Raw genomic sequence first — 21458 nt, forward strand, 5'->3', positions numbered from 1 at the left:
ACGGAAGGAACCGCCATGACGGCACTCGACAAGACCGAGGTGAAGGACGGCGTGGACCAGGAGACGGTGGATGCCGTCGCCAAGGTCGGCACCTACAAATACGGCTGGGACACCGAGATCGAGATGGACTATGCCCCGATGGGCCTCAACGAGGACATCGTGCGGCTGATCTCGACCAAGAACGGCGAGCCGGAGTGGATGACCGACTGGCGGCTGGAGGCCTATCGCCGCTGGCTGACCAAGGACGAACCGACCTGGGCGATGGTCGATTATCCCAAGATCGACTTTCAGAACCAGTATTACTATGCCCGTCCGAAAAGCATGGAGACCAAGCCCAAATCGCTGGACGAGGTCGATCCCAAGCTGCTGGCGACCTATGAAAAGCTGGGCATCCCGCTGAAGGAACAGATGGTTCTGGCCGGTGTCGAAGGCGCCGAGGCCGCGCCCGCCGACGGGGCCGCGCCCGAACGCCGGGTCGCGGTGGATGCGGTGTTCGACAGCGTCTCGGTCGGCACGACCTTCAAGAAGGAGCTGGAGAAGGCGGGCGTCATCTTCTGCTCGATCTCGGAAGCGATCCAGGAGCATCCGGAGCTGGTGAAGAAATACCTCGGCTCCGTCGTTCCGGTCAGCGACAATTTCTACGCCACGCTGAACAGCGCGGTCTTCTCGGACGGCTCCTTTGTCTATGTGCCGCCGGGGGTGCGCTGCCCGATGGAGCTGTCGACCTATTTCCGCATCAATGCCGAGAACACCGGCCAGTTCGAGCGGACGCTGATCATCGCCGACAAGGGCTCTTACGTCAGCTACCTGGAAGGCTGCACCGCGCCCAAGCGGGACACGGCGCAGCTGCATGCGGCGGTGGTCGAGATCATCGTCGAGGAAGACGCCGAGGTGAAATACTCGACCGTGCAGAACTGGTTCCCGGGCGACGAGGAGGGCCGCGGCGGCATCTACAACTTTGTCACCAAGCGCGCCGATTGCCGGGGCGACCGGGCCAAGGTGATGTGGACCCAGGTGGAAACCGGCAGCGCGGTGACGTGGAAATATCCGTCCTGCATCCTGCGCGGCGACGACAGCCAGGGCGAGTTCTACTCGATCGCCATCGCCAACAACTACCAGCAGGCCGATACCGGGACGAAGATGATCCACCTTGGCAAGAACACCAAGAGCCGGATCGTGTCCAAGGGGATCAGCGCGGGCCGTGCGCAGAACACCTATCGCGGGCTGGTCTCGATGCATCCCAAGGCGCAGCACGCGCGCAACTACACCCAGTGCGACAGCCTGCTGATCGGCGACAAATGCGGGGCGCATACGGTGCCCTATATCGAGGTCAAGAACAACACGGCCCGGGTGGAGCACGAGGCGACCACCTCCAAGGTGGATGACGACCAGCTGTTCTACTGCCGCTCGCGCGGGATGGACGAGGAAGAGGCTGTGGCGCTGGTGGTGAACGGGTTCTGCAAGGAAGTGCTGCAGGCGCTGCCGATGGAATTCGCCATGGAAGCCCAGGCGCTTGTCGCGATTTCGCTGGAAGGATCGGTCGGGTAACGAATTTTCGACGAAAATTCGGGCGCGCAGACAGGAGACGGGCATGATCGTGACAACGACCAACGGGATCGAGGGCCACCCGATCCGCGAATACAAGGGCATCGTGGTGGGCGAGGCCATCATGGGCGCCAATGTGGTGCGGGATTTCTTTGCCGGGATCACCGATATCATCGGCGGCCGGTCCGGCGCCTATGAGAGCAAGCTGCAGGATGCGCGCGACACCGCCATGCGCGAGCTCGAGGCGCGGGCGGCCACGATGGGTGCCAATGCCGTGGTCGGGGTCGATCTCGATTACGAGGTGGTGGGCGACTCGATGCTGATGGTTTCGGTCTCGGGCACCGCGGTGGTGATCGACTGATCATGCGCGACGTCTCTGCCCCCAGGATCGACCGGCCGGAGCTGACCCTGCCCGAGGCAGAGGCGGCCCTGCTGCGCGCGGAATATGCCGCCGCCTCGGTCATCCTGGAATATGGCTCGGGGGGCTCGACCGTGCTGGCGGGCGAGATGCCGGGCAAGCGGGTGTTCAGCGTCGAGAGCGATCCCGACTGGGCCGCCATGATGCGCGACTGGTTCGCCCAGACCCCGCCAGCCTCGCCGGTGGAGGTGATCCATGCCGACATCGGGCCGACCAAGGAATGGGGCCATCCCAAAAGCCATCACGGCTGGCGCAGCTATCCGGCCTATCCGCTGGGCGTGTGGGAGCTGGACGAGATCCCGCATCCCGACGTGGTGCTGGTCGACGGGCGGTTCCGCGTGGGCTGCGCCCTGGCGACGGCCTTTCGCGCGCAGCGCCCGGTGGTGCTGCTGTTTGACGACTACGCGGGCCGTCAGGCCTATCACGTGATCGAGGATTACCTCGGCACGCCCGAACTCACCGGCCGCATGGCCCGGTTCGAGGTCACCCCGCAGCCCGTTCCGGCGGAGCGGCTGCTGCAGGTGATCCAGTTGATGCAGCGCCCCTGACCGGGCGCCCCAGGGAACAGGCCGCGCCCGGCGCGGCAGAGATCGAAGGAAGAGATACATGTTGGAAATCAAGAACCTGCACGTCAAACTTGAAGAAGAGGACAAGCAGATCCTCAAAGGTGTCGACCTGACCGTCGAGGCCGGCAAGGTGCATGCGATCATGGGGCCCAACGGGTCGGGCAAGTCCACACTGTCCTACGTGCTGTCGGGCCGTGACGGATACGAGGTAACCGAAGGCGCGGCCACGCTCGACGGCACCGACCTGCTTGAGCTGGAGCCCGAGGAACGCGCCGCGGCGGGCCTTTTCCTGGCGTTCCAGTACCCGGTGGAGATCCCCGGCGTGGGCAACATGACCTTCCTGCGCACCGCCGTGAACGCGCAGCGCAAGGCGCGCGGGCAGGACGAGCTGAGCGCGACCGAGTTCCTGAAGGTGATCCGCGAAAAGGCCAAGGCCCTGAAGATCGACGCCGAGATGCTCAAGCGCCCGGTGAATGTCGGTTTTTCCGGCGGCGAGAAGAAACGCAACGAGATCCTGCAGATGGCGATGCTGGAACCCAAGATGTGCATCCTGGACGAGACCGACTCGGGCCTTGACGTGGACGCGATGAAGCTGGTGGCCGACGGCGTGAACGCCCTGCGCGACGAAGGCCGCGCCTTCCTGGTCATCACGCATTATCAACGGCTTCTGGACCACATCAAACCCGACGTGGTGCACATCATGTCGGACGGCCGCATCGTCAAGACCGGCGGCCCCGAGCTGGCGCTGGAGGTCGAGACCAACGGGTATGCAGACTTCCTGGAGGAGGCGTGATGTCGGCCCTGCCCAAGGCGAAACTGGATGCCACCCAGGCCCGGCTGGCGGCGCTGAGCGCGCCCGAGGCGCCGGGCTGGACCGGCCCCGCGCGCAATGCCGCGCTGGAGCGGGTCGAGACCCTGGGCCTGCCGGCCCCGCGCGACGAATACTGGCGCTTCACCCGCCCGGCCTCGCTGGTGCAGGCCGAGGCACCTGCGGCCGAGGTCTATACCTCGTCCGACACGCCGATCTTTGACGGGATCGACCGGGTGAAACTGGTCTTTGTCGACGGTGTTTTCGATGCCGGGGCCTCGGACGATCCGGCGCTGGCCGGGGTCACGATCGAGCGGCTGCAAGCGGCCCAGACCACCGATATCCACTGGGCGCGCGACCTTTACGGCACGCTGGAGGCGCGGGGTCAGACCCCCGTTGCGCGGCCGCTGGCGGCCCTGAACACCGCCTTTGCGACCGACGGGGTGCTGATCCATGTGACCGGCCGGGCCGAACGGCCTGTGAGCCTGATTTACCTTCATGAATCAGAGACTTCGGATGCATACCTGCACCATGTCGTGAAGCTGGAGGCGGGGGCCGAGATGACCCTGCTGGAAAACGGTCCCGGCGCCGCCCGGATGAACATGGTGATGGAGGTCGAACTGGCCGACCGCGCCGCGTTCCACCATGTGCGCGCGCAGGGCCGCGACCACCAGCGGCGGGCGGCGACGCATGTCTTTGCGCGGCTCGGGTCCGAAAGCACGTTCAAGAGCTTCACCGTCACCATGAACGGCGTGATGACCCGCAACGAATGCGTGCTTGAGCTGACCGGCGACAATGCGACGGCCCATGTGGCGGGCGCGGCGCTTGGCGATGGCGATTTCCACCATGACGACACGGTCTTCGTCACCCATGACGCGGTGAATTGCGAAAGCCGGCAGGTGTTCAAGAAGGTGCTGCGCAACGGTGCGACCGGCGTGTTCCAGGGCAAGATCCTGGTGAAGCCCGGTGCCCAGAAGACCGACGGCTACCAGATCAGCCAGTCGCTGCTGCTGGACGGGGACAGCCAGTTCCTGGCCAAGCCCGAGCTGGAGATCTATGCCGACGATGTCGCCTGTTCGCACGGTTCGACCTCGGGCGCGATCGACGAGACGGGGCTGTTCTACCTGCGTTCGCGCGGGATCCCCGAGGGGCCCGCGACCGACCTGCTGACCCTGGCCTTCCTGGCCGAGGCGGTGCAGGAGATCGAGGACGGCGCGCTGCAGGAAGAGGTCCTTGACCGCCTGCGCGGCTGGCTGGAGCGTCGGCGCCACTGATGTCGGCGCTGCGCGACATGGCGGCCACCTACCGGGGGCCGGGCCGGGTGCTGTCCCGCATGCTGGCCGCCGGTCAGCGCGAGGACCGGGCGCTGGCGGTGCTGATGGCCGCCTGCGCGCTGATCTTTGTCGCCCAGTGGCCGCGCCTTGCGCGCCAGGCCTATCTGACCGGCACGGATCTGAACCCGCTGCTTGGCAGTACCCTGCTGGCCTGGATCTTCATGGCGCCGCTGGCGCTTTACATGCTGGCGGCCCTTGCGCATCTGGTGGCCCGGGTGCTGGGCGGCAAGGGCACCTTCTACGGGGCGCGGCTGGCGCTGTTCTGGGCGCTCTTCGCCTCGGTTCCGCTGCTGTTGCTGCACGGGCTGGTGGCGGGGTTCATCGGGCCGGGTCCGCAACTGGCGATGGTCGGGGTTGTCTGGCTGTCGGTTTTCGGCTGGTTCTGGGTCTCGGGCCTGCTGGCCGCCGAACGAGGGGCACATGATGTCTGATCTTCTGCGCAACCTGGTTGCGGATACCGTGCTGCGCCCGCGCCTGGCGGCCAAGCAGGTGCTGGGCATGGCGCCGGGGCGCGAGGCGATGCTGCTGGCGCTGGCGCTGATCGCGGTGCTGAACGGCGCCTTCTACGCCCTGGCCCTGCCGGTGGAGGCGCCCTCGGGCCTGCCGCTGCCGGCCTTTGTCAATGCGCCGGTGGCGATGGCGGCCTTTGCCGCCGCGCTGCTGCTGGCCAATGTCGTCTTCCTGACCATGTCGGGCAAGATCCTGGGCGGCGTGGGGCGTTTCGACGACCTGCTGGCGATCTCGGTCTGGCTGCAGGCGCTGCGGCTGGTGCTGCAGGTCGGCGTGACCGTGATGGCCCTGCTGTCGCCGGGGCTGGGCGGGATGATCGCCGCCATCGCGGGCATCTGGAGCATCTGGATCCTGCTGAACTTCGTGGCCGAGGCGCATGGCTTTTCCTCGGTCGCACGGGCGCTGGTGGCCTTCGTGATCGGCGTCATCGGTCTGGCCTTCGTGCTGTCCTTCATGCTGGCGCTGTTTGGCGTCGCACCGCCCGAGGGGGTCTGAAATGTACGATGTGAACGCGATCCGCAGGGATTTCCCGATCCTGTCGCGAGAGGTCAACGGCACGCCGCTGGTCTATCTCGACAACGGCGCCTCGGCGCAGAAGCCGCAGGTGGTGATCGACGCGATCACCCAGGCCTATGCGATGGAATATGCCAATGTGCACCGTGGCCTGCATTTCCTGTCGAACCTCGCGACCGAGAAATACGAAGGCGTGCGCGGCAAGATCGCCCGCTTCCTCAACGCCGGGGACGAGGACGAGATCGTCCTGAACTCGGGCACCACCGAGGGGATCAACATGGTCTCTTACGCCTGGGCCGCGCCGCGCCTGCAGGCGGGGGACGAGATCCTGCTGTCGGTGATGGAGCATCACGCCAATATCGTGCCCTGGCATTTCCTGCGCGAACGTCAGGGCGTGGTGCTGAAATGGGTCGATACGGATCTGGACGGGTCGCTCGACACCCAGAAGGTGATCGACGCCATCGGGCCCAAGACCAGGCTGATCGCCCTGACGCATCTGTCCAACGTTCTGGGCACCGTGGTCGACGTCAAGGCGATCTGCGCCGCGGCGCGCGCCCGGGGCGTGCCGGTGCTGATCGACGGCTCGCAGGGCGCGGTGCACATGAAGGTCGACGTGCAGGACATCGGCTGCGATTTCTACGCGATCACTGGGCACAAGCTTTACGGCCCCTCCGGATCGGGCGCGATCTACGTCCGCAAGGAGCGGCTGGCCGAGATGCGCCCCTTCATGGGCGGTGGCGACATGATCCGCGAGGTCACCAAGGACACGGTGACCTATGCCGACCCGCCGATGAAGTTCGAGGCCGGGACCCCCGGGATCGTGCAGACCATCGGGCTGGGCGTGGCGCTGGACTATCTGGAAAGCGTCGGGATGGACGCCATCGCGGCCCATGAGAAGGGGCTGGCGGACTATGCGGCCAAACGTCTGAAGGGGCTGAACTGGCTGAACGTGCAGGGCACTGCGCCCGGCAAGGCGGCGATCTTTTCCTTCACCATGAACGGCGCGGCCCATGCGCATGACATCTCGACCATCCTCGACAAGAAGGGGGTCGCCGTGCGCGCCGGGCATCACTGCGCCGCGCCGCTGATGGAGCATCTGGGCGTGACCGCGACCTGCCGCGCCTCCTTCGCCATGTACAACACCGAAGCCGAGGTCGACGCGCTGATCGACGCGCTAGACCTGGCGCACGAACTGTTCGGCTAGGCCGCGCGGTCAGCCGGGCGGCCTGAACTCCGCCGCCTGTGCCCGCGACACCCGGACAGGCGCGCGGGCCGCGCCGTCAGCCCAGCAATCTGAGCGCCGCCGCCTGTGCCTGCATCACCGGGGCGGGCGAGCGGGCCGCGCGGGCCTGGGCGACCGCGCCGTCGAGCATCGCCATGACCGGCCCGGCAAGGCTGCCGTCGCCGCCGCCCGCTGCCAGTGAGGCGGCAAAGGCGTCGATGCCGGCGCGCATGGCGGCATGCACCGCCTTGGTCAGCACCTCGTCCTGCGGCACCACCTCCTGCGCCATGACGGCCAGCAGGGCACCCTGGGCATAGCCGTTGCCTTCCAGCCATTTGGCGGTGCCGCCGAACAGCAGTTCGATCTGCTTGCCCGCCGGAATCGCCCGCGCTTCGGATTTGGCAAAGCCGGTGACCATCTCGTCACGCAGCCAGTCGATCACCGCCACCGCCAGCGCCGCCTTGCCCCCCGGGAAATGGTGGTAGAGCGACCCCTTGGGACAGCCCGCCACCTGCAACAGTTCGGCCAGCCCGACATCGTGATAGCCGCGGGACTGGAACAGCTGCAGGGCCGAGCGGATCAGCCGTTCGCGCGTGGGATGCGGGGCAGGGGCCGGCTCTGTCATCGGATGCGCGGCCGGGCGTCGGGCAGGATGGCGATGGAGGCGAGGGCGGTGGCGCACAGGCGCGGCTCTTCCCCCTCGGTTTCCACGAAGATGTCGGCCTCGACCGTGGCCACGCTCTTGCCCTTGCGGATGGTGCGGGCCCTGGCGCGCATCGTCTCGCCGGTGGCGGGGCGCAGGAAATGCACGGTGAAGCTGGAGGTCACCACGTCGATGCCGCCGCCATTGGCCGAACCGGCCCAGGCACAGGCCATATCCGCGAGCGCCCCGATGCAGCCGCCGTGGACGTAACCGTGATGCTGGCGCATGTCGTCGCGGATCGGCACCTCGATCTCGACCTGGCCATTGCCGGCGGCCAGCCCCTTCAGCCCGAACCACCGGTTGAAGCCCTGCGCCCCGGAATTGCCGTTCAGGCGGTCGAGGATCTCGGGCACGGAATAGTCGTACATGGCGCGTCTCCGCTCTAGACCAATCGGTCTAATCTATGCCCGGCCCCGCGCGCCCTGTCAATCTGCAGGCATTCATGTCGGAATCCTGCCATTCATGTCGCAAAATGACACTGAGCTGTTTCCATCCGGGCTGCGCGCGTTAGGGTTGCACCATCAGCCACAACCAGGGGAACTGACATGACACTGACCACCGAAGTCGACCAGATCTCGGACATCGCATTCGGGTTCATGGGCTCGAAAACCCTGTTCGCGGCGCTCGAGCTCGAGGTGTTCACCCATCTGTCCGGCGGGCCGCTGACCGGTGCCGAACTGGCCGACAAGGCCGGGGTGCACGAGGATCGCATGGTGACGCTGCTGACGGCTCTGGCCGGGCTGGGGCTCGTGTCGGTCGAGGACGGGCGCTTCGCCAATTCTCCCGCCTCCGAGGCCTTTCTGGTGAAGGACGCCAAATACGACTTCGGCGATTACCTGCGCCTGCAGGTCGGCAAGCAGATGTATCCGCTGCTCGACCAGATCGACGGCGTGCTCAAGGGCGAGATGTCCAGCGACGACGTGAAATCCTATGCCCAGTGGTTCGCGGACCCCGAGGAGGCGCGGCTTTATTCCGAAAGCCAGCATGCCGGCTCGCTCGGCCCGGCGCGCGCCCTGGCGCGGAACCTGGACCTGGGCGGCGCAAAACGGCTGCTGGACGTGGGCGGCGGGACCGGCGCCTTTGCCATCACGCTCTGCAAGGCCTTCCCCGAACTCTCGGCCACCATCCTGGAATTTCCCAACGTCGCCGCCCTGGGCCGGAACTATGTCGAAGAGGCCGGCCTGTCGGACCGCGTGACCTATGTCGAGGGCAATGCGCTGGAGGCGCAGTGGCCGGCGGGGCAGGACGTGGTGCTGATGTCCTACCTCTTCTCCGGTGTCCCGGGCGAGACGCACAACGGCCTGATCGCCCAGGCGCATGAGGTGCTGCAGCCCGGCGGGCAGGTGCTGATCCACGATTTCGTGGTCGACAAGGACCGCTCGGGGCCCAAGCTTGCGGCGCTCTGGCAGCTTCAGCACACCGCCTTCACGCCCGAGGCGCGCTCGCTCGACGATGGCTGGCTGGCCGACACGATGGAGGGCGCGGGTTTTGCCGATGTGAACGTCTCGACCATGATCCCCGAGATGACGATGCTGGCCACGGGCCGCAAGGCGGCCTGAGCCCGCGCGGAAACGAAGGGCGCGCGGCAAAACCCCATTGCCGCCGCCAACGCCATGGTTTATGGCACTCCGGCACGCACCCGTAGCTCAGCTGGATAGAGCGCTGCCCTCCGAAGGCAGAGGCCACAGGTTCGAATCCTGTCGGGTGCACCAGATACCTTTCGCAAAGCGAAAGATGGCACTCCCTCGAGCAAAGAGACGACGCGGCAGCGGTTTTCCTGAATCCGCGAGGGCGCCCGGCGGTCGAGCTTTGTCCTGACGGGGGCACCAGGCACTTTCCGTTCGGCGGAAAATGGCAGTCCTTCAAACATCCGGGATATGGCGGCAGAGGGTCCGACGGGGCCGCGAGCGCTTGCGGCCAGCGCGCGTTGTCCGGACCGGCGCGCCCGTTGACCGGACGCGCCGCTGCCTTGGGTCCCGGGCCGCGCCGGGGCGATGTCAGACGTAGCGGTTGACGATGTTCTCCAGCATTTCCTGCCGGCCCGAACGTGGCTGCGGGTTGATGCCCTCGGCGATCACCCGCGCGGAAATGCTGTCGAGGTCGCTGTGAAGCATCGCCTGCGCCGCGGGGCTGTCCCAGCCCGCGTAGCGCGCGCGGCGCGGGCCCTCCAGCGCGGCGTCCTCCAGCATCCGGGCGGCGGCCTTGAAGCCGCGCGCGCAGATATCCATCGCCCCGGCGTGGCTGGCGATCAGGTCCTCGGGGTCCAGCGACTGGCGGCGCAGGCGGGCGTCGAAATTGGTGCCGCCGGTGGTAAAGCCGCCGTTGCGCAGGATCTCGTAATAGGCGAGCGCGGTTTCAGGCACGTTGTTGGGAAACTGGTCGGTGTCCCAGCCCGACTGGTAGTCGTTGCGGTTCATGTCGATCGACCCGAGAATGCCCAGCTCGCGCGCCATCGCCAGCTCATGCTCGAAGCTGTGCCCGGCGAGAATGGCGTGGCCCTGTTCGATATTCACCTTCACCTCCTTCTCCAGCCCGAAATCCTTGAGGAAGCCGTAGATCGTCGCCACGTCGTAATCGTACTGGTGCTTGGTGGGCTCCTGCGGCTTCGGCTCGATCAGGATGGTGCCGTCAAAGCCGATCTTCCGCGCGTGCTCCACCACCATGCAAAGGAAACGCCCGGCGTGTTCGCGCTCGCGCCCCATGTCGGTGTTGAGCAGCGTCTCATAGCCTTCGCGCCCGCCCCAGAGCACGTAATTCGCGCCCTTCAGCCGGTGCGTGGCGTCGAGGCAGGCCTTCACCGTGGCCGCGGACCAGGCAAAGACATCCGGGTCGGGGTTGGTGGCGGCCCCGGCCATGAAGCGGCGGTTGCTGAACAGGTTCGCGGTGCCCCAGAGCAGACGGGTCTGCGAGACCTCCATCTTGCGTTCGAAGATGTCGATGATCTCTTCGAAGTTCCGCAGGCTGTCGGAGAAGGTCGCGCCCTCGGGTCGGATGTCGGCATCGTGGAAGCAGAAGAAGGGCACCTTCAGCAGGTCGAACATCTCGAAGGCGACATCGGCCTTGCGGCGTGCGGCATCCATGTTCTCGCCGAACCAGGGCCGCTCGAAGGTGCGCCCGCCAAAGGGATCGCCGCCCTCGAAGGCGAAGCTGTGCCAATAGGCCACGGCAAAGCGCAGGTGATCCTCCATGCGCTTGCCCATGACGATCTCGTCAGGGTTGTAGTGGCGGAAGCAGGGGCCTTCGCCCTCGGGATCGAAGCGCAGCGGTTTGAGGTCGCCGAAGAAGTCAGACATATGCGGTCCTTTCATCGCCTCCGCCCCGATCGGTGGGGAGGCCGGGGAGTTGTGAGGGCAGGGGGCAGGCCGCCCGCCGGGGATCAGCGCGCCGGCCAGGCCAAGGCGCGGCGCAGGATTTCCTTTAACCGGGGCAGCTCGCAGTCCGGTGCGACATGACCAGGCGCCGCACAGAACCGACGCCGCGCCCGGAGGTGCGGGCCAAGACCGCCGGGACGTCGGCGATCGCCAACGGGTTGTCGGGCAGGCCCTGCCCACTGGACGGCCGCTCGCGCAGCGGCGGGTTGTCCCAGTTGCCCATCAGGTGGAAACCGCCAGCGCCATCGGCGAACATGCCGCTTGCGGTCTCGCAGCTCGTACCCATGAAGCCGGGCGGAACGGCTCAAGCGCGATCAGCTTCTGGACGTCCTTGCCGCCCCCGCGCAGCGCCGGTCAGCGCCAGCGGAAATGCAGGGGCCGCCCGTGCTGACCGCCGGCGATGAACGGGGCGATGCCCGCGTCCTTTCCCGGCGCGGCGCGGCAGGTTGATCCCGGTCTGCGCCAAGGCGTCACCACCCGGAACCGGGCCGCGCATCAGCGCAGCGATTGCAACTGTCTGTCCCAAGAGGTCCTCCCATGGCTGATCCGCTGCGGGTCCTCCACCCGGTTGCCGCGAATCCGAATTTCTGACTAACGTACGTCGGTAAATGGCAGCGCGCAATCTTTCACTCGCCGGGATTCTCAGGGGAGGTTGTCGCGCATGTAGATCTCGACGCGGATCGGTTCGACCTGCGGGGGCGGGTTCTGTCCGTCCAGCAGGTTGCGCAAAAGCTGGATCGCGCCCTGGACCTCGCTCCGGCTGTTCTGATGCAGGACGGCGTCGAAACTGCCATCGAGCAGCGCCTCGCGCGAATAGCGGGTCAGCTCGTGCACCACGACCGAGACATGGCGTTCGGGCTGCAGGGCGGCAAGCGCCTCGGCCACGCCGCGGTTGCCCGCGCCCATGCTGTAGACCCCCACAATCCCCGGGTCCGCGGCCAGCTTTTCGGCCAGCTGGTTGCGGACCCGGTCCTTGTCGTCGAGCCCTTCGATCGGCGCGATCAGCGATTGTTCCGGGAATTCCGTGCGCAGGACCTGTTCGAATCCAAGCCGCCGCTCGGCGTGGTCGCGCACCAGCATCGAGCCGCAGACCATCGCGATCCGGCCCGCGCGGCCACGGCAGAAACGGCCCAGAAGGCTGCCCGCGGTGCGGCCGGCCTGAACATTGTCGATGCCGACAAACCCTTGTTTTTCCGAGCCGGGAAGGTCAGATACCAGCGTGACGACGGCAATGCCGCGCGCCCGCAGCTCGCGCACGGCGATGCGCACGACGGTGGCGTCGGTTGCCACCAGGGCAACCCCGTCCACGGCTTCGGGGTCTAGGCTGCGCAGCAGGTCGGCCAGCGCGCCCGCGTCAAAGGCCGGGACCTTGCGTGTTTCGATGACCGTAAAGTCGCGCAGCGCCGCTGCGGCCTCTTCCGCGACGTCCTGCTCAAGCGCGCGCATGAAGCTATTCTGCCCGTCGGGCAGGATGAAGCACAGCCGGTAGCGCCGCCCGCGCGACAGGTTGGCGGCGGCGAGGTTGCGTTCGAATCCGAGATCGCCAATCGCGTCCAGGACCCGGCTGCGGGTCTTGTCGCGCACGCCCTCGCGGTCGTTCAGAACCCGGTCGACGGTCGAAAGGCTGACACCCGCGACCCGGGCAACGTCGTGAATCGTCGGGCGTGTCATCGGGCCTGGTCGTCTCCGCTGCGGCAATTTTGACGGTCGTACGTCAGTTTCTGACAGAATAGCAGAGGCATCTTGGAGAGCGAAGGCATTTCATTGCCTTTTCCACAGTTTGGCCCCCCGCGGCGGGGCCCTCCGGCCGGTCGACGGGGGACAGGATTTGATAGACGTCTATCAAAATTCGATTGACGCCACGCCGTTTCGCTGCGAGCGTTTGTGCAGGGAGGACTGCAATGACCAGACGGCCACCGACATTGTCGGATGTCGCGCGTTGCGCGGGCGTCAGCTATGCGACGGCGGACCGTGTCGTGAACGGCCGCGCCGGCGTGTCCGAGAAGGCGGCGCGCAACGTGCATGCCGCGATCGAGGCCCTGGGCTATGTGCGCAATGTGGCGGCCGCCAATCTCTCGCAGCAGCGCCTTTACCGGTTTGCCATCGTCTTGCCGTCCGGCTCCAACGCCTTCTTCCGCCGTGTGCAGGCGCTGTTTGCCGAGGCGGCGGCGCGGCTGCTGTCCGACCGCATCAGCCTGTCGGTCGAAAGCGTCGAGGCCTTCGACGCCGAGGCCCTGACGGCCCGCATGGCCGCACTTGCCGAGTCGCGGCTGGACGGCGTGGCGGTGGTTGCCAGCGATGATGCGCGCACGGCCTCGGCCATCGCCGCGCTGCGGGCCCGGGACATCCCGGTGGTCACGCTGGTCTCGGACGTGCCGGGATCGCAGCGCAACGCCTATGTGGGCATCGACAACGTGGTGGCGGGCCGTACCGTCGGCCGGCTGATCCGCATGGCGCATGGCGGGCGCAACGGGCGGGTGCTGCCGGTGGTCGGGGCGCTCTCGGCGCGCGACCACGCCGAACGCCTGTCCGGCATGCGCGAGGTGATCGGCGACACCTTCGAGATCGCGCCCGTGGTCGAGGGCCGCGACCGGTTCGAGCTGGTGGAGGCGCTGGTTGGCCAGGCCCTGGCCGAGGACCCGGCGATCACCACGATCTACAGCGCCGGGGCGGGCAATGCCGGGCTCGTCCGCCTGCTGGAGGCGCTGCCGCCGGATGTCGCGCGGCCCTATGTCTTCCTGCACGAGTTGGTGCCGCATTCGCGCCGCGCGCTTGAGGAAGGGCGCATCGACGTGATCATCGACCAGCGGCCCGAGGAAGAGGTGGCGCGGGTGGTCGAACACCTGACGCTGCTGGCCGACCGGCGCGAGCTGGTGCGCACCGATCCGATCGTCCCGACCATCTTCGTGCGCGAGAACCTGCCCCAGGTGCAGGCCGACGCGCTGGAGCAGGCGGGCTGACACCGCCGGTCACCGCCGGGGCGCGCGCGCGCCCTGCGGCGGGCCGGCAGATTGAAAGACCATTCAGGGCCGCCTTGTTCCGGCGGTGAAAGGGAGAAGACGATGAAGACGATCAAGGGACCGGGGCTGTTTCTGGCACAGTTCGCCGGGGACACCGCGCCGTTCGATTCCTGGGACGGCATCACCAAATGGGCCGCGGAGTGTGGCTACAAGGGGGTGCAGGTGCCGGTCTGGGATGCGCGGCTGGTCGATCTCGACAAGCTGGCGAGCTCGCAGGCCTATTGCGACGAATGGGCGGGGCAGGCGCGCGACAACGGGGTCGAGGTGACCGACCTGTCGACGCATATCCTGGGCCAGCTGGTCGCCGTGCACCCGGCCTATGACGCCTGGGTCGACGGCTTTGCCGCGCCCGAGGTGCAGGGCAAGCCCAAGGAGCGCAGCGAATGGGCCGTCGCGCAGGTCAAGAAGGCGCTGACCGCGTCGAAGAACCTCGGTATCGGGCAGCATGTGACCTTTTCGGGCGGGCTCTGCTGGCCCTTCGTCTACCCCTTTCCGCAGCGCCCGCAGGGCATGGTGGACACGGGCTTTGACGAGCTGGCGCGGCGCTGGCGCCCGATCCTCGATCATGCCGAGGATTGCGGGGTGGACGTCTGCTACGAGATCCACCCGATGGAGGATCTGCACGACGGCGTCACCTTCGAAATGTTTCTTGAAAAGCTCGACGGGCACGCGCGCTGCAACATGCTCTACGACCCGTCGCATTACGTGCTGCAGTGCCTCGATTACCTCGACAACATCGACATCTATGCCGAGCGCATCAAGATGTTCCACGTCAAGGATGCCGAGTTCAACCCGACCGGGCGTCAGGGTGTCTATGGCGGCTATCAGCCCTGGGTCGACCGCGCGGGGCGGTTCCGCAGCCTCGGCGACGGGCAGGTCGATTTCGGCGCGATCTTCGCCAAGATGGCCGCGAACGATTTCGACGGCTGGGCCGTGGTCGAATGGGAATGCGCGCTGAAGCATCCCGAGGACGGCGCGCGCGAGGGCGCGCAATTCGTCAAGGATCACATCATCCGTGTCACGCCGCATGCCTTTGACGATTTCGCGGGCGGCGACATCGACGAGGCGACCAACAAGACGCTGCTGGGGATCGGTTGAGATGGCACGTATCAGACTGGGCATGGTGGGCGGCGGCAACGACGCTTTCATCGGCGGGGTTCACCGCATCGCAAGCCGCATCGACGGGCATTTCGAACTGGTGGCGGGGGCGCTGTCCTCGACCCCGGACAAGGCGCGCGCCAGTGCCGAGGCCCTGGGGCTCGACCCCGCGCGCTCTTACGGCAGCTTCGAAGAGATGGCCGAGGCCGAGGCGGCGCGCGCGGACGGGATCGAGGCGGTCAGCATCGTCACCCCGAACCACGTGCATTATCCCGCCGCCAGGGCGTTTCTGTCGCGCGGCATCCACGTGATCTGCGACAAGCCGCTGACCGCGACCTTTGCGGATGCCGAGGCGATGGAAAAGGCGGTGGCCGAGAGCAAGGCGCTGTTCATCCTGACCCACAATTACACCGGCTATCCGATGATCCGTCAGGCCCGGCAAATGGTGGCCGATGGTCTGCTTGGCAGGATCCGCATCGTGCAGGCGGAATATCCGCAGGACTGGCTGACCGACGCGGTGGAAACCGAGGGCGTGAAACAGGCCGAGTGGCGCACCGATCCGGAACGCTCGGGGGCAGGGGGGTCGATAGGGGATATCGGCACCCATGCCTATAACCTCGCATGCTTCGTCTCGGGCCTGACGGGGACCGAACTGGCCGCAGACCTGCAGAGCTTTGGCGCCGGGCGCCGGCTGGACGACAACGCCCACATCCTGCTGCGCTATGACGGCGGGGCGCGCGGCATGCTCTGGTGCAGCCAGGTCGCGCCGGGCAACGAGAACGGCCTCCGACTGCGCATCTATGGCGAAACGGGCGGGCTGGAATGGGCACAGGAGGATCCGAACTACCTTTGGTTCACCCCGCATGGCGAAGCGACCCGCCGTCTGACCCGCAACGGACCCGGCGCCATCGCGGCCGCGACCTCGGTCAGCCGGATCCCTTCGGGCCATCCCGAGGGCTACCTCGAAGGGTTCGCGACGATCTACGCCGAGGCGGCCGAGGCGATCCGCGCGGTGCAGGGCGGCGCCTCGCGTGACGCGGTGATGGGCGTGCTGCCGGGGATCGGCGCGGGGCTGGAGGGCATGGCCTTCATCCGCGCCTGCGTCGCCTCGGCGGGCAACAACGCGGCGTGGACCAGGCTATGAGCCGACCCTCTGTCCTTGCGCTGCGGCATGTGACCAAGAGCTTTGGCCCGGTGGAGGTGCTCCACGGGGTCACGCTCGACCTGCGGGCGGGCGAGGTGCTGGCGCTGATCGGCGAGAACGGCGCGGGCAAGTCGACCACGATGAAGATCCTCGCCGGGATCGAGGCGCCAAGCTCGGGCCGGATCCTGCTGGACGGGCAGGAGGTCGCCTTTGGCTCGCTGCATGAGGGCGAAGAGGCCGGGATCGTGATGATCCACCAGGAGTTCAACCTGGCCGAGCAGCTGACGGTCGAGCAGAACATCTTTCTCGGGCGCGAGCTGCGAAAGGGCTGGCTGCTGGACAAGGCGCGGATGCGGCGGCTCACCCGTGACTACCTGGCGCGGATCGACTGCCAGGTCGATCCCGACACGCTGGTGTCGAAACTGTCGAACTCGGACAAGCAGATGGTCGAGATCGCCAAGGCGCTCAGCCGTGACGCGCGGGTGCTGGTGATGGACGAGCCGACCGCCGTGCTGACCGGGTCCGAGACACGCATCCTCTTTGACCAGGTGCGCGCGCTCAAGGCGGCGGGCACGGCGATCCTGTTCACCTCTCACAAGCTGGGCGAGGTGGCCGAGATCGCCGACACCGTGACCGTGCTGCGCGACGGCACGCTGGTGCATGACGGCCCGGCGGGCGAGATCACCGAGGACGAGATGGCCACGGTGATGGTGGGGCGGGATGTCTCGGACCTGTTCCCCGACAAACCCGTCGCCGCGCCGGATCGCGAGGTGCTGCTGCGTGTCGAGGGGCTGAACGTGCCGGGCCGCGCCAGCGACATCTCCTTCGACCTGCACCGGGGCGAGATCCTGGGCATCGCCGGGCTGATCGGTTCTGGCCGGACCGAGGCGATGGAGGGGCTTTGCGGGCTGCGCCCCGCGACCAGCACAGCTGTCGAGATCGGCGGCGCCCCGGTCGGCATCACCCGGCCCGGCGACGCGCTGGCGCACGGGCTGTGCTACCTGACCGAGGACCGCAAGCTGCGCGGCCTGCTGCTGGACAAGGGCATGCGCGAGAACCTGACCCTGCAGGCGCTGCACAAATACGGCCGGGTCCTGATCGACTTTGCCGCCGAGGACCGCGCGCTGGACCAGGCGATCGACGAATTCGACATCCGCGCCGGGGCGCGCTCCATGCGCGTCGGCAACCTGTCGGGTGGCAACCAGCAAAAGCTGTTGCTGGCCAAGGTGATGCAGTCCGATCCGATGATCCTGATCGTCGACGAACCGACGCGCGGCATCGACATCGGCACCAAGCAGCAGATCTACGCCTTCCTGCGCAAGCTCGCCGCCGAGGGCCACGGAGTCGTCGTGATCTCGTCTGAAATGCAAGAGGTGATCGGCCTCTCGGACCGGGTGATGGTGATGCGCTCGGGCCGGATCGCCAAGGTTCTGTCCGGCGACCAGATCACCGAGGACATAATCATCCGGCACGCCATGGGCGTTGGCACGGGCAGCACGGAAAGGGTGGCATGATGGCGACCGAAACAGCGGCGCGCAAGCCGCGCAAGGCGCTCCCCTCGATGAGCGTTCTGGGGCCTGTGATCGCGCTCGTGCTGCTGATCGTGGTGGGCACGGCGCTGAACTCCAACTTCCTGAGCGCGGCCAATATCACCAATGTGCTGGCGCGATCCGCCTTCATCGGCATCATCGCCGTGGGCATGACCTTCGTGATCACGGCAGGCGGGCTTGACCTGTCGGTGGGCTCGATGGCGGCCTTCATCGCGGGGCTGATGATCCTGGTGATGAACGCGGCGCTGCCGGTGCTGGGGATCGGCATTCCGATCATCCTGCTGGGCATGGCCGTGGCGCTGGTGGCGGGGATCGCGGCGGGGCTTCTGAACGGCTTCCTCATCACCACACTGGGGATCGAGGCCTTCATCGTCACGCTGGGCAGCATGGGCATCTATCGCAGCCTGGTCACCTGGCTGGCTGATGGCGGCACGCTCAGCCTCGACTTCGGGCTGCGCACCTTCTACCGGCCGGTCTATTTCGGCGGGCTGTTCGGGATCAGCTGGCCGATCATCGTCTTTGCGCTGGCCGTCATCGTCGGCGAGGTGCTGATGAGCCGCGCCCGGTTCGGGCGCCATTGCGCGGCCATCGGCTCGAACGAGAGCGTGGCGCATTATTCCAACGTCAACGTCAACCGCACCCGGCTGCTGACCTATGCCATGCTCGGGATGCTCGTCGGCGTGGCGACGATCATGTATGTGCCACGGCTCGGCTCGGCCTCGGCCTCGACCGGGGTTCTGTGGGAGCTTGAGGCGATCGCGGCGGTGATCATCGGCGGCACCATCCTCAAGGGCGGCTTCGGCCGGGTCTGGGGCACGGTGATCGGCGTTCTGATCCTGAGCATGATCGACAACATCCTGAATCTGACCGACTTGGTCTCGCCCTATCTCAACGGCGCGATCCAGGGGGTCATCATCATTCTCGCGGTAATCCTGCAGCGGGAAGCCAAGGCGAAGGGATGAGCCTTCGCCATTCTAAGGGAGGAAACGAAATGTCTTACATGAAGACTTTGCTGGCCGGATGCACGGCGCTTGCGCTGAGCACCGGCGGGGCGCTGGCGCAGGACGGCGACACCAAAGTGATCGGCGTGTCGATCCCCGCGGCGACCCATGGCTGGGCCGGCGGCATGAACTTCCACGCGCAGCAGACGGTGGAACGGCTGGAAAAGGTCTATCCGCAGCTCGATTTCGTGCTGGCCACGGCCTCGGATCCGGGCAAGCAGGTCAATGATATCGAAGACATGGTGGCGACGCGCAACATCGACGCGCTGGTGGTGCTGCCCTTTGAATCCGACCCGCTGACGCCGCCGGTTCAGGCGGTTGCCGAAAGTGGCGCCTGGGTCACCGTGGTGGACCGCGGCCTGTCGATTCCGGGTATCGAAGACCTCTACGTGGCCGGCGACAATCCCGGCTTCGGGCGGGTCTCGGGCGAATACATGGTCTCGCAGATGCCCGACGGCGGCAAGATCGTGGTGCTGCGCGGCATCCCCACCACCATCGACAACGAGCGTGTCGAAGGGTTCCAGCAGGCGATCGAAGGCTCGGGCATCGAGATCGTCGACATGGAGCACGGCAACTGGAACCGCGACGACAGTTTCAACGTCATGCAGGATTTCCTGTCCAAGCATCCGCAGCTTGACGCGGTTTGGGCCTCGGATGACGACATGGCGGTCGGCGTGCTGGCGGCTATCGACGCGGCGGGGCGCGACGACGTGAAATTCGTGCTCGGCGGTGCCGGCATGAAGGAGATGATCAAGCGCGTGATGGATGGGGATTCGATGATCCCCGCCGACGTGACCTACCCGCCGTCGATGATCGCCACGGCGATCGAGCTGACGGCGGTCGGGCTGACCTCGAACGCGCCGGTGTCGGGCACGTTCACCATCGGCTCGGTGCTGATCACCTCGGACAATGCCGAGCAGTTCTACTATCCTGACAGCCCCTTCTGATCCTGAGGGGCGTGATGCGGGCGGGCAGCGATGCCCGCCCCCATGCTTCCGCCGCGCCGCCACCGGCGCCTGCACACCGACCGGATCGCTTGACGGGACGGGGGGCACCCCGGACAAGGTCGGACTGATCCACGCCGCGGGATGACTCCCGCGCCACAACCGCTCACGGGAGAAGACGGAATGGCATATCTGGGTGTCGACCTTGGCACGTCGGGGCTGCGCGCCCTGCTTGTGGACGCGGGCGGCACGCCGCTTGGCGCCGCCGAAAGGGCCTATGAGGTACAGCACCCGCAGTCGGGCTGGTCCGAGCAGGACCCGTCGGAATGGATCGCGGCGCTGGAGGGCGCGGTCGCAGAGCTGCGCGCGGCGCATCCCGAATTTGCCGGGCTGCGCGGTATCGGCGTCGCCGGGCACATGCACGGGGCGACGCTGCTGGACGCGGCGGGCGAGGTGATCCGCCCCTGCATCCTGTGGAACGACACCCGTTCGCATGTCGAGGCGGCGGCTCTGGACGCGATGGAGGGCGTGCGCGACATCTCGGGCAATATCGTCTTTCCCGGCTTCACCGCGCCGAAACTGGCCTGGGTGCGCGCGCATGAGCCCCAGAATTTCGCCAGGGTCGCCAAGGTGCTGCTGCCGGCGGCCTACCTGAATTTCCACCTGACCGGCAGCTATTTCGCCGACATGTCCGACAGCGCCGGGACCGCCTGGCTGGACACCAGGGCGCGGGGCTGGTCCGAGGCGCTGCTGGATGCGGGCGGGATGCGGCGCGACCAGATGCCCGACCTGCTGGAGGGCAGCGAGGCCGGGGGCCGGTTGAAGCCCGAACTGGCGGCGCGATGGGGGCTGTCCGGGCCGGTGGTTGTTGCCGGGGGCGCGGGCGACAATGCCGCCGCCGCCTGCGGCATCGGCGCGATGAACGAGGGGCAGGGCTTTGTCTCGCTCGGCACGTCGGGCGTGCTGCTGGCGGCGCGCGATGGCTATCGCCCCGCGCCCGAGACGGCGCTGCACACCTTTTGCCACGCGGTCCCGGGCCGGTGGTACCAGATGGGGGTGATGCTCTCGGCGACCGACAGCCTCAACTGGCTGGCCCGGATCACCGGCTCCACCCCGCGCCAGCTTGTCGCGCCGCTTGGCGAGGTGCTGCACGCGCCCGGCCGGGTGCGCTTCCTGCCGTATCTGTCGGGCGAACGCACGCCCCATAACGATGCCGAGATCCGGGGCAGCTTTACCGGGCTGGGCGCCGAGACCACGCGCGACGACCTGACCCGCGCCGTGCTCGAAGGGGTCACCTTTGGCCTGCGCGACAGCCAGTCGGCGCTGGAGGCCACGGGCCTGCGGCTGCAGCGGCTGATCGCCATCGGCGGCGGCAGCGGGTCGCGCTACTGGCTGAAGCTGATCGCCACCGCGCTGAACGTGACGCTGGACCTGCCGAGCGGCGGCGAGTTCGGCGCCGCGCTCGGGGCGGCCCGGCTGGGTATGGTGGCCTCGGGCGACCACCTGGTGGAGGATGCGATGACCAAGCCCCCGACCGGCGAAGAGATCACGCCCGAACCGGCGCTGATCGCGCAGTTCGACGAGGCCTATCAGCGGTTCCGCGCCACCTATGGTGCGGTCCGGTCGGTGCAATAGCCCGCGCGGCGCAGGGGCTGACCTGTGCAGCCTCCGCCGGGTCGATATACCTCAGGGCCGATGCTCCATAGACCAA

At 67.2% G+C, this 21458-nt stretch carries 21 protein-coding genes and 1 tRNA gene; 17 read left to right on the plus strand and 5 right to left on the minus strand.

Annotated features, from left to right (window positions below; translation table 11 throughout):
- Window positions 1-15 precede the first annotated feature (15 nt).
- The 8 genes from sufB to GLS40_RS04185 are packed head-to-tail and all read left to right on the plus strand — an operon-like array spanning window position 16 to window position 6898.
- The gene (gene sufB, locus GLS40_RS04150) at window positions 16-1548 is read left to right on the plus strand and encodes a Fe-S cluster assembly protein SufB (RefSeq protein ID WP_160381478.1); all 1533 of its coding nucleotides are present in this window, start codon (window positions 16-18) and stop codon (window positions 1546-1548) included.
- A 43-nt stretch (window positions 1549-1591) separates the two neighbouring features.
- Window positions 1592-1906: a heavy metal-binding domain-containing protein gene (locus GLS40_RS04155; RefSeq protein ID WP_160381479.1), complete on the plus strand. Its 315-nt coding sequence runs from the start codon at window positions 1592-1594 to the stop codon at window positions 1904-1906.
- A gap of 2 nt (window positions 1907-1908) precedes the next feature.
- Entirely contained in the window at window positions 1909-2511 is a 603-nt protein-coding gene (locus tag GLS40_RS04160; protein WP_160381480.1) for a hypothetical protein, read from the plus strand.
- 58 nt (window positions 2512-2569) lie between these two features.
- Entirely contained in the window at window positions 2570-3322 is a 753-nt protein-coding gene (gene sufC / locus GLS40_RS04165) for a Fe-S cluster assembly ATPase SufC (protein WP_160381481.1), read from the plus strand.
- Window positions 3322-4611 (plus strand): SufB/SufD family protein, encoded by a 1290-nt coding sequence (locus tag GLS40_RS04170; protein WP_160381482.1) that lies wholly within the window; start codon window positions 3322-3324, stop codon window positions 4609-4611. The genes sufC and GLS40_RS04170 overlap by 1 nt, the downstream gene beginning before the upstream one ends.
- Window positions 4611-5102 carry a YIP1 family protein gene (locus tag GLS40_RS04175; RefSeq protein ID WP_160381483.1) on the plus strand — a complete coding sequence of 164 codons (492 nt, stop codon included), beginning with the start codon at window positions 4611-4613 and terminating at the stop codon, window positions 5100-5102. The genes GLS40_RS04170 and GLS40_RS04175 overlap by 1 nt, the downstream gene beginning before the upstream one ends.
- A complete protein-coding gene (locus GLS40_RS04180; protein ID WP_160381484.1) occupies window positions 5092-5676 on the plus strand; it encodes a YIP1 family protein in 585 nt (194 codons plus the stop codon). Before GLS40_RS04175 ends, GLS40_RS04180 begins: the two co-directional genes overlap by 11 nt.
- Before the next feature lies 1 nt (window position 5677).
- Window positions 5678-6898, plus strand: coding sequence for a cysteine desulfurase (locus GLS40_RS04185; protein WP_160381485.1), 1221 nt, complete (start codon window positions 5678-5680; stop codon window positions 6896-6898).
- Window positions 6899-6974: 76 nt separating this feature from the next.
- Here GLS40_RS04185 and GLS40_RS04190 read toward each other — a convergent pair whose 3' ends face one another.
- Together GLS40_RS04190 and GLS40_RS04195 are read right to left on the minus strand one after the other, a co-directional pair.
- Window positions 6975-7541 carry a TetR/AcrR family transcriptional regulator gene (locus tag GLS40_RS04190; RefSeq protein ID WP_160381486.1) on the minus strand — a complete coding sequence of 189 codons (567 nt, stop codon included), beginning with the start codon at window positions 7539-7541 and terminating at the stop codon, window positions 6975-6977.
- Window positions 7538-7987: a PaaI family thioesterase gene (locus GLS40_RS04195; RefSeq protein ID WP_160381487.1), complete on the minus strand. Its 450-nt coding sequence runs from the start codon at window positions 7985-7987 to the stop codon at window positions 7538-7540. Before GLS40_RS04195 ends, GLS40_RS04190 begins: the two co-directional genes overlap by 4 nt.
- 177 nt (window positions 7988-8164) lie before the next feature.
- Between GLS40_RS04195 and GLS40_RS04200 the strand changes: the two genes are divergently transcribed.
- The gene (locus GLS40_RS04200; RefSeq protein WP_160381488.1) at window positions 8165-9178 is read left to right on the plus strand and encodes a methyltransferase; all 1014 of its coding nucleotides are present in this window, start codon (window positions 8165-8167) and stop codon (window positions 9176-9178) included.
- A 76-nt stretch (window positions 9179-9254) separates the two neighbouring features.
- Window positions 9255-9331 (plus strand) — tRNA-Arg (locus tag GLS40_RS04205).
- A gap of 285 nt (window positions 9332-9616) precedes the next feature.
- Here the strand turns inward: GLS40_RS04205 and xylA are convergent.
- From xylA to GLS40_RS04220, 3 genes are all read right to left on the minus strand, one after another.
- Window positions 9617-10912: a xylose isomerase gene (xylA, locus tag GLS40_RS04210; RefSeq protein ID WP_160381489.1), complete on the minus strand. Its 1296-nt coding sequence runs from the start codon at window positions 10910-10912 to the stop codon at window positions 9617-9619.
- Between the two features lie 124 nt (window positions 10913-11036).
- Entirely contained in the window at window positions 11037-11246 is a 210-nt protein-coding gene (locus GLS40_RS04215) for a hypothetical protein (RefSeq protein WP_160381490.1), read from the minus strand.
- A 386-nt stretch (window positions 11247-11632) separates the two neighbouring features.
- Window positions 11633-12661 carry a LacI family DNA-binding transcriptional regulator gene (locus GLS40_RS04220; RefSeq protein ID WP_160381491.1) on the minus strand — a complete coding sequence of 343 codons (1029 nt, stop codon included), beginning with the start codon at window positions 12659-12661 and terminating at the stop codon, window positions 11633-11635.
- A gap of 230 nt (window positions 12662-12891) precedes the next feature.
- On the opposite strand from GLS40_RS04220, the gene GLS40_RS04225 reads away from it, so the two are divergent.
- The 7 genes from GLS40_RS04225 (at window position 12892) to xylB (ending at window position 21382) form a co-directional block, all read left to right on the plus strand.
- Window positions 12892-13950, plus strand: coding sequence for a LacI family DNA-binding transcriptional regulator (locus tag GLS40_RS04225; protein ID WP_202075882.1), 1059 nt, complete (start codon window positions 12892-12894; stop codon window positions 13948-13950).
- A 102-nt stretch (window positions 13951-14052) separates the two neighbouring features.
- Window positions 14053-15108 carry a sugar phosphate isomerase/epimerase family protein gene (locus GLS40_RS04230; protein ID WP_160381492.1) on the plus strand — a complete coding sequence of 352 codons (1056 nt, stop codon included), beginning with the start codon at window positions 14053-14055 and terminating at the stop codon, window positions 15106-15108.
- A 1-nt stretch (window position 15109) separates the two neighbouring features.
- Window positions 15110-16252 carry a Gfo/Idh/MocA family protein gene (locus GLS40_RS04235; RefSeq protein ID WP_160381493.1) on the plus strand — a complete coding sequence of 381 codons (1143 nt, stop codon included), beginning with the start codon at window positions 15110-15112 and terminating at the stop codon, window positions 16250-16252.
- The gene (locus tag GLS40_RS04240; protein ID WP_160381494.1) at window positions 16249-17766 is read left to right on the plus strand and encodes a sugar ABC transporter ATP-binding protein; all 1518 of its coding nucleotides are present in this window, start codon (window positions 16249-16251) and stop codon (window positions 17764-17766) included. Before GLS40_RS04235 ends, GLS40_RS04240 begins: the two co-directional genes overlap by 4 nt.
- On the plus strand, window positions 17763-18764 hold the full coding sequence (locus GLS40_RS04245) for an ABC transporter permease (protein ID WP_202075884.1): 1002 nt from the start codon (window positions 17763-17765) through the stop codon (window positions 18762-18764). Before GLS40_RS04240 ends, GLS40_RS04245 begins: the two co-directional genes overlap by 4 nt.
- 38 nt (window positions 18765-18802) lie before the next feature.
- Window positions 18803-19750 carry an ABC transporter substrate-binding protein gene (locus GLS40_RS04250; RefSeq protein WP_160381772.1) on the plus strand — a complete coding sequence of 316 codons (948 nt, stop codon included), beginning with the start codon at window positions 18803-18805 and terminating at the stop codon, window positions 19748-19750.
- 180 nt (window positions 19751-19930) lie between these two features.
- Window positions 19931-21382 (plus strand): xylulokinase, encoded by a 1452-nt coding sequence (gene xylB, locus GLS40_RS04255; protein WP_160381495.1) that lies wholly within the window; start codon window positions 19931-19933, stop codon window positions 21380-21382.
- Window positions 21383-21458: the final 76 nt, after the last annotated feature.

This window comes from Pseudooceanicola pacificus (assembly GCF_009789075.1).
Taxonomy (GTDB): domain Bacteria; phylum Pseudomonadota; class Alphaproteobacteria; order Rhodobacterales; family Rhodobacteraceae; genus Pseudooceanicola; species Pseudooceanicola pacificus.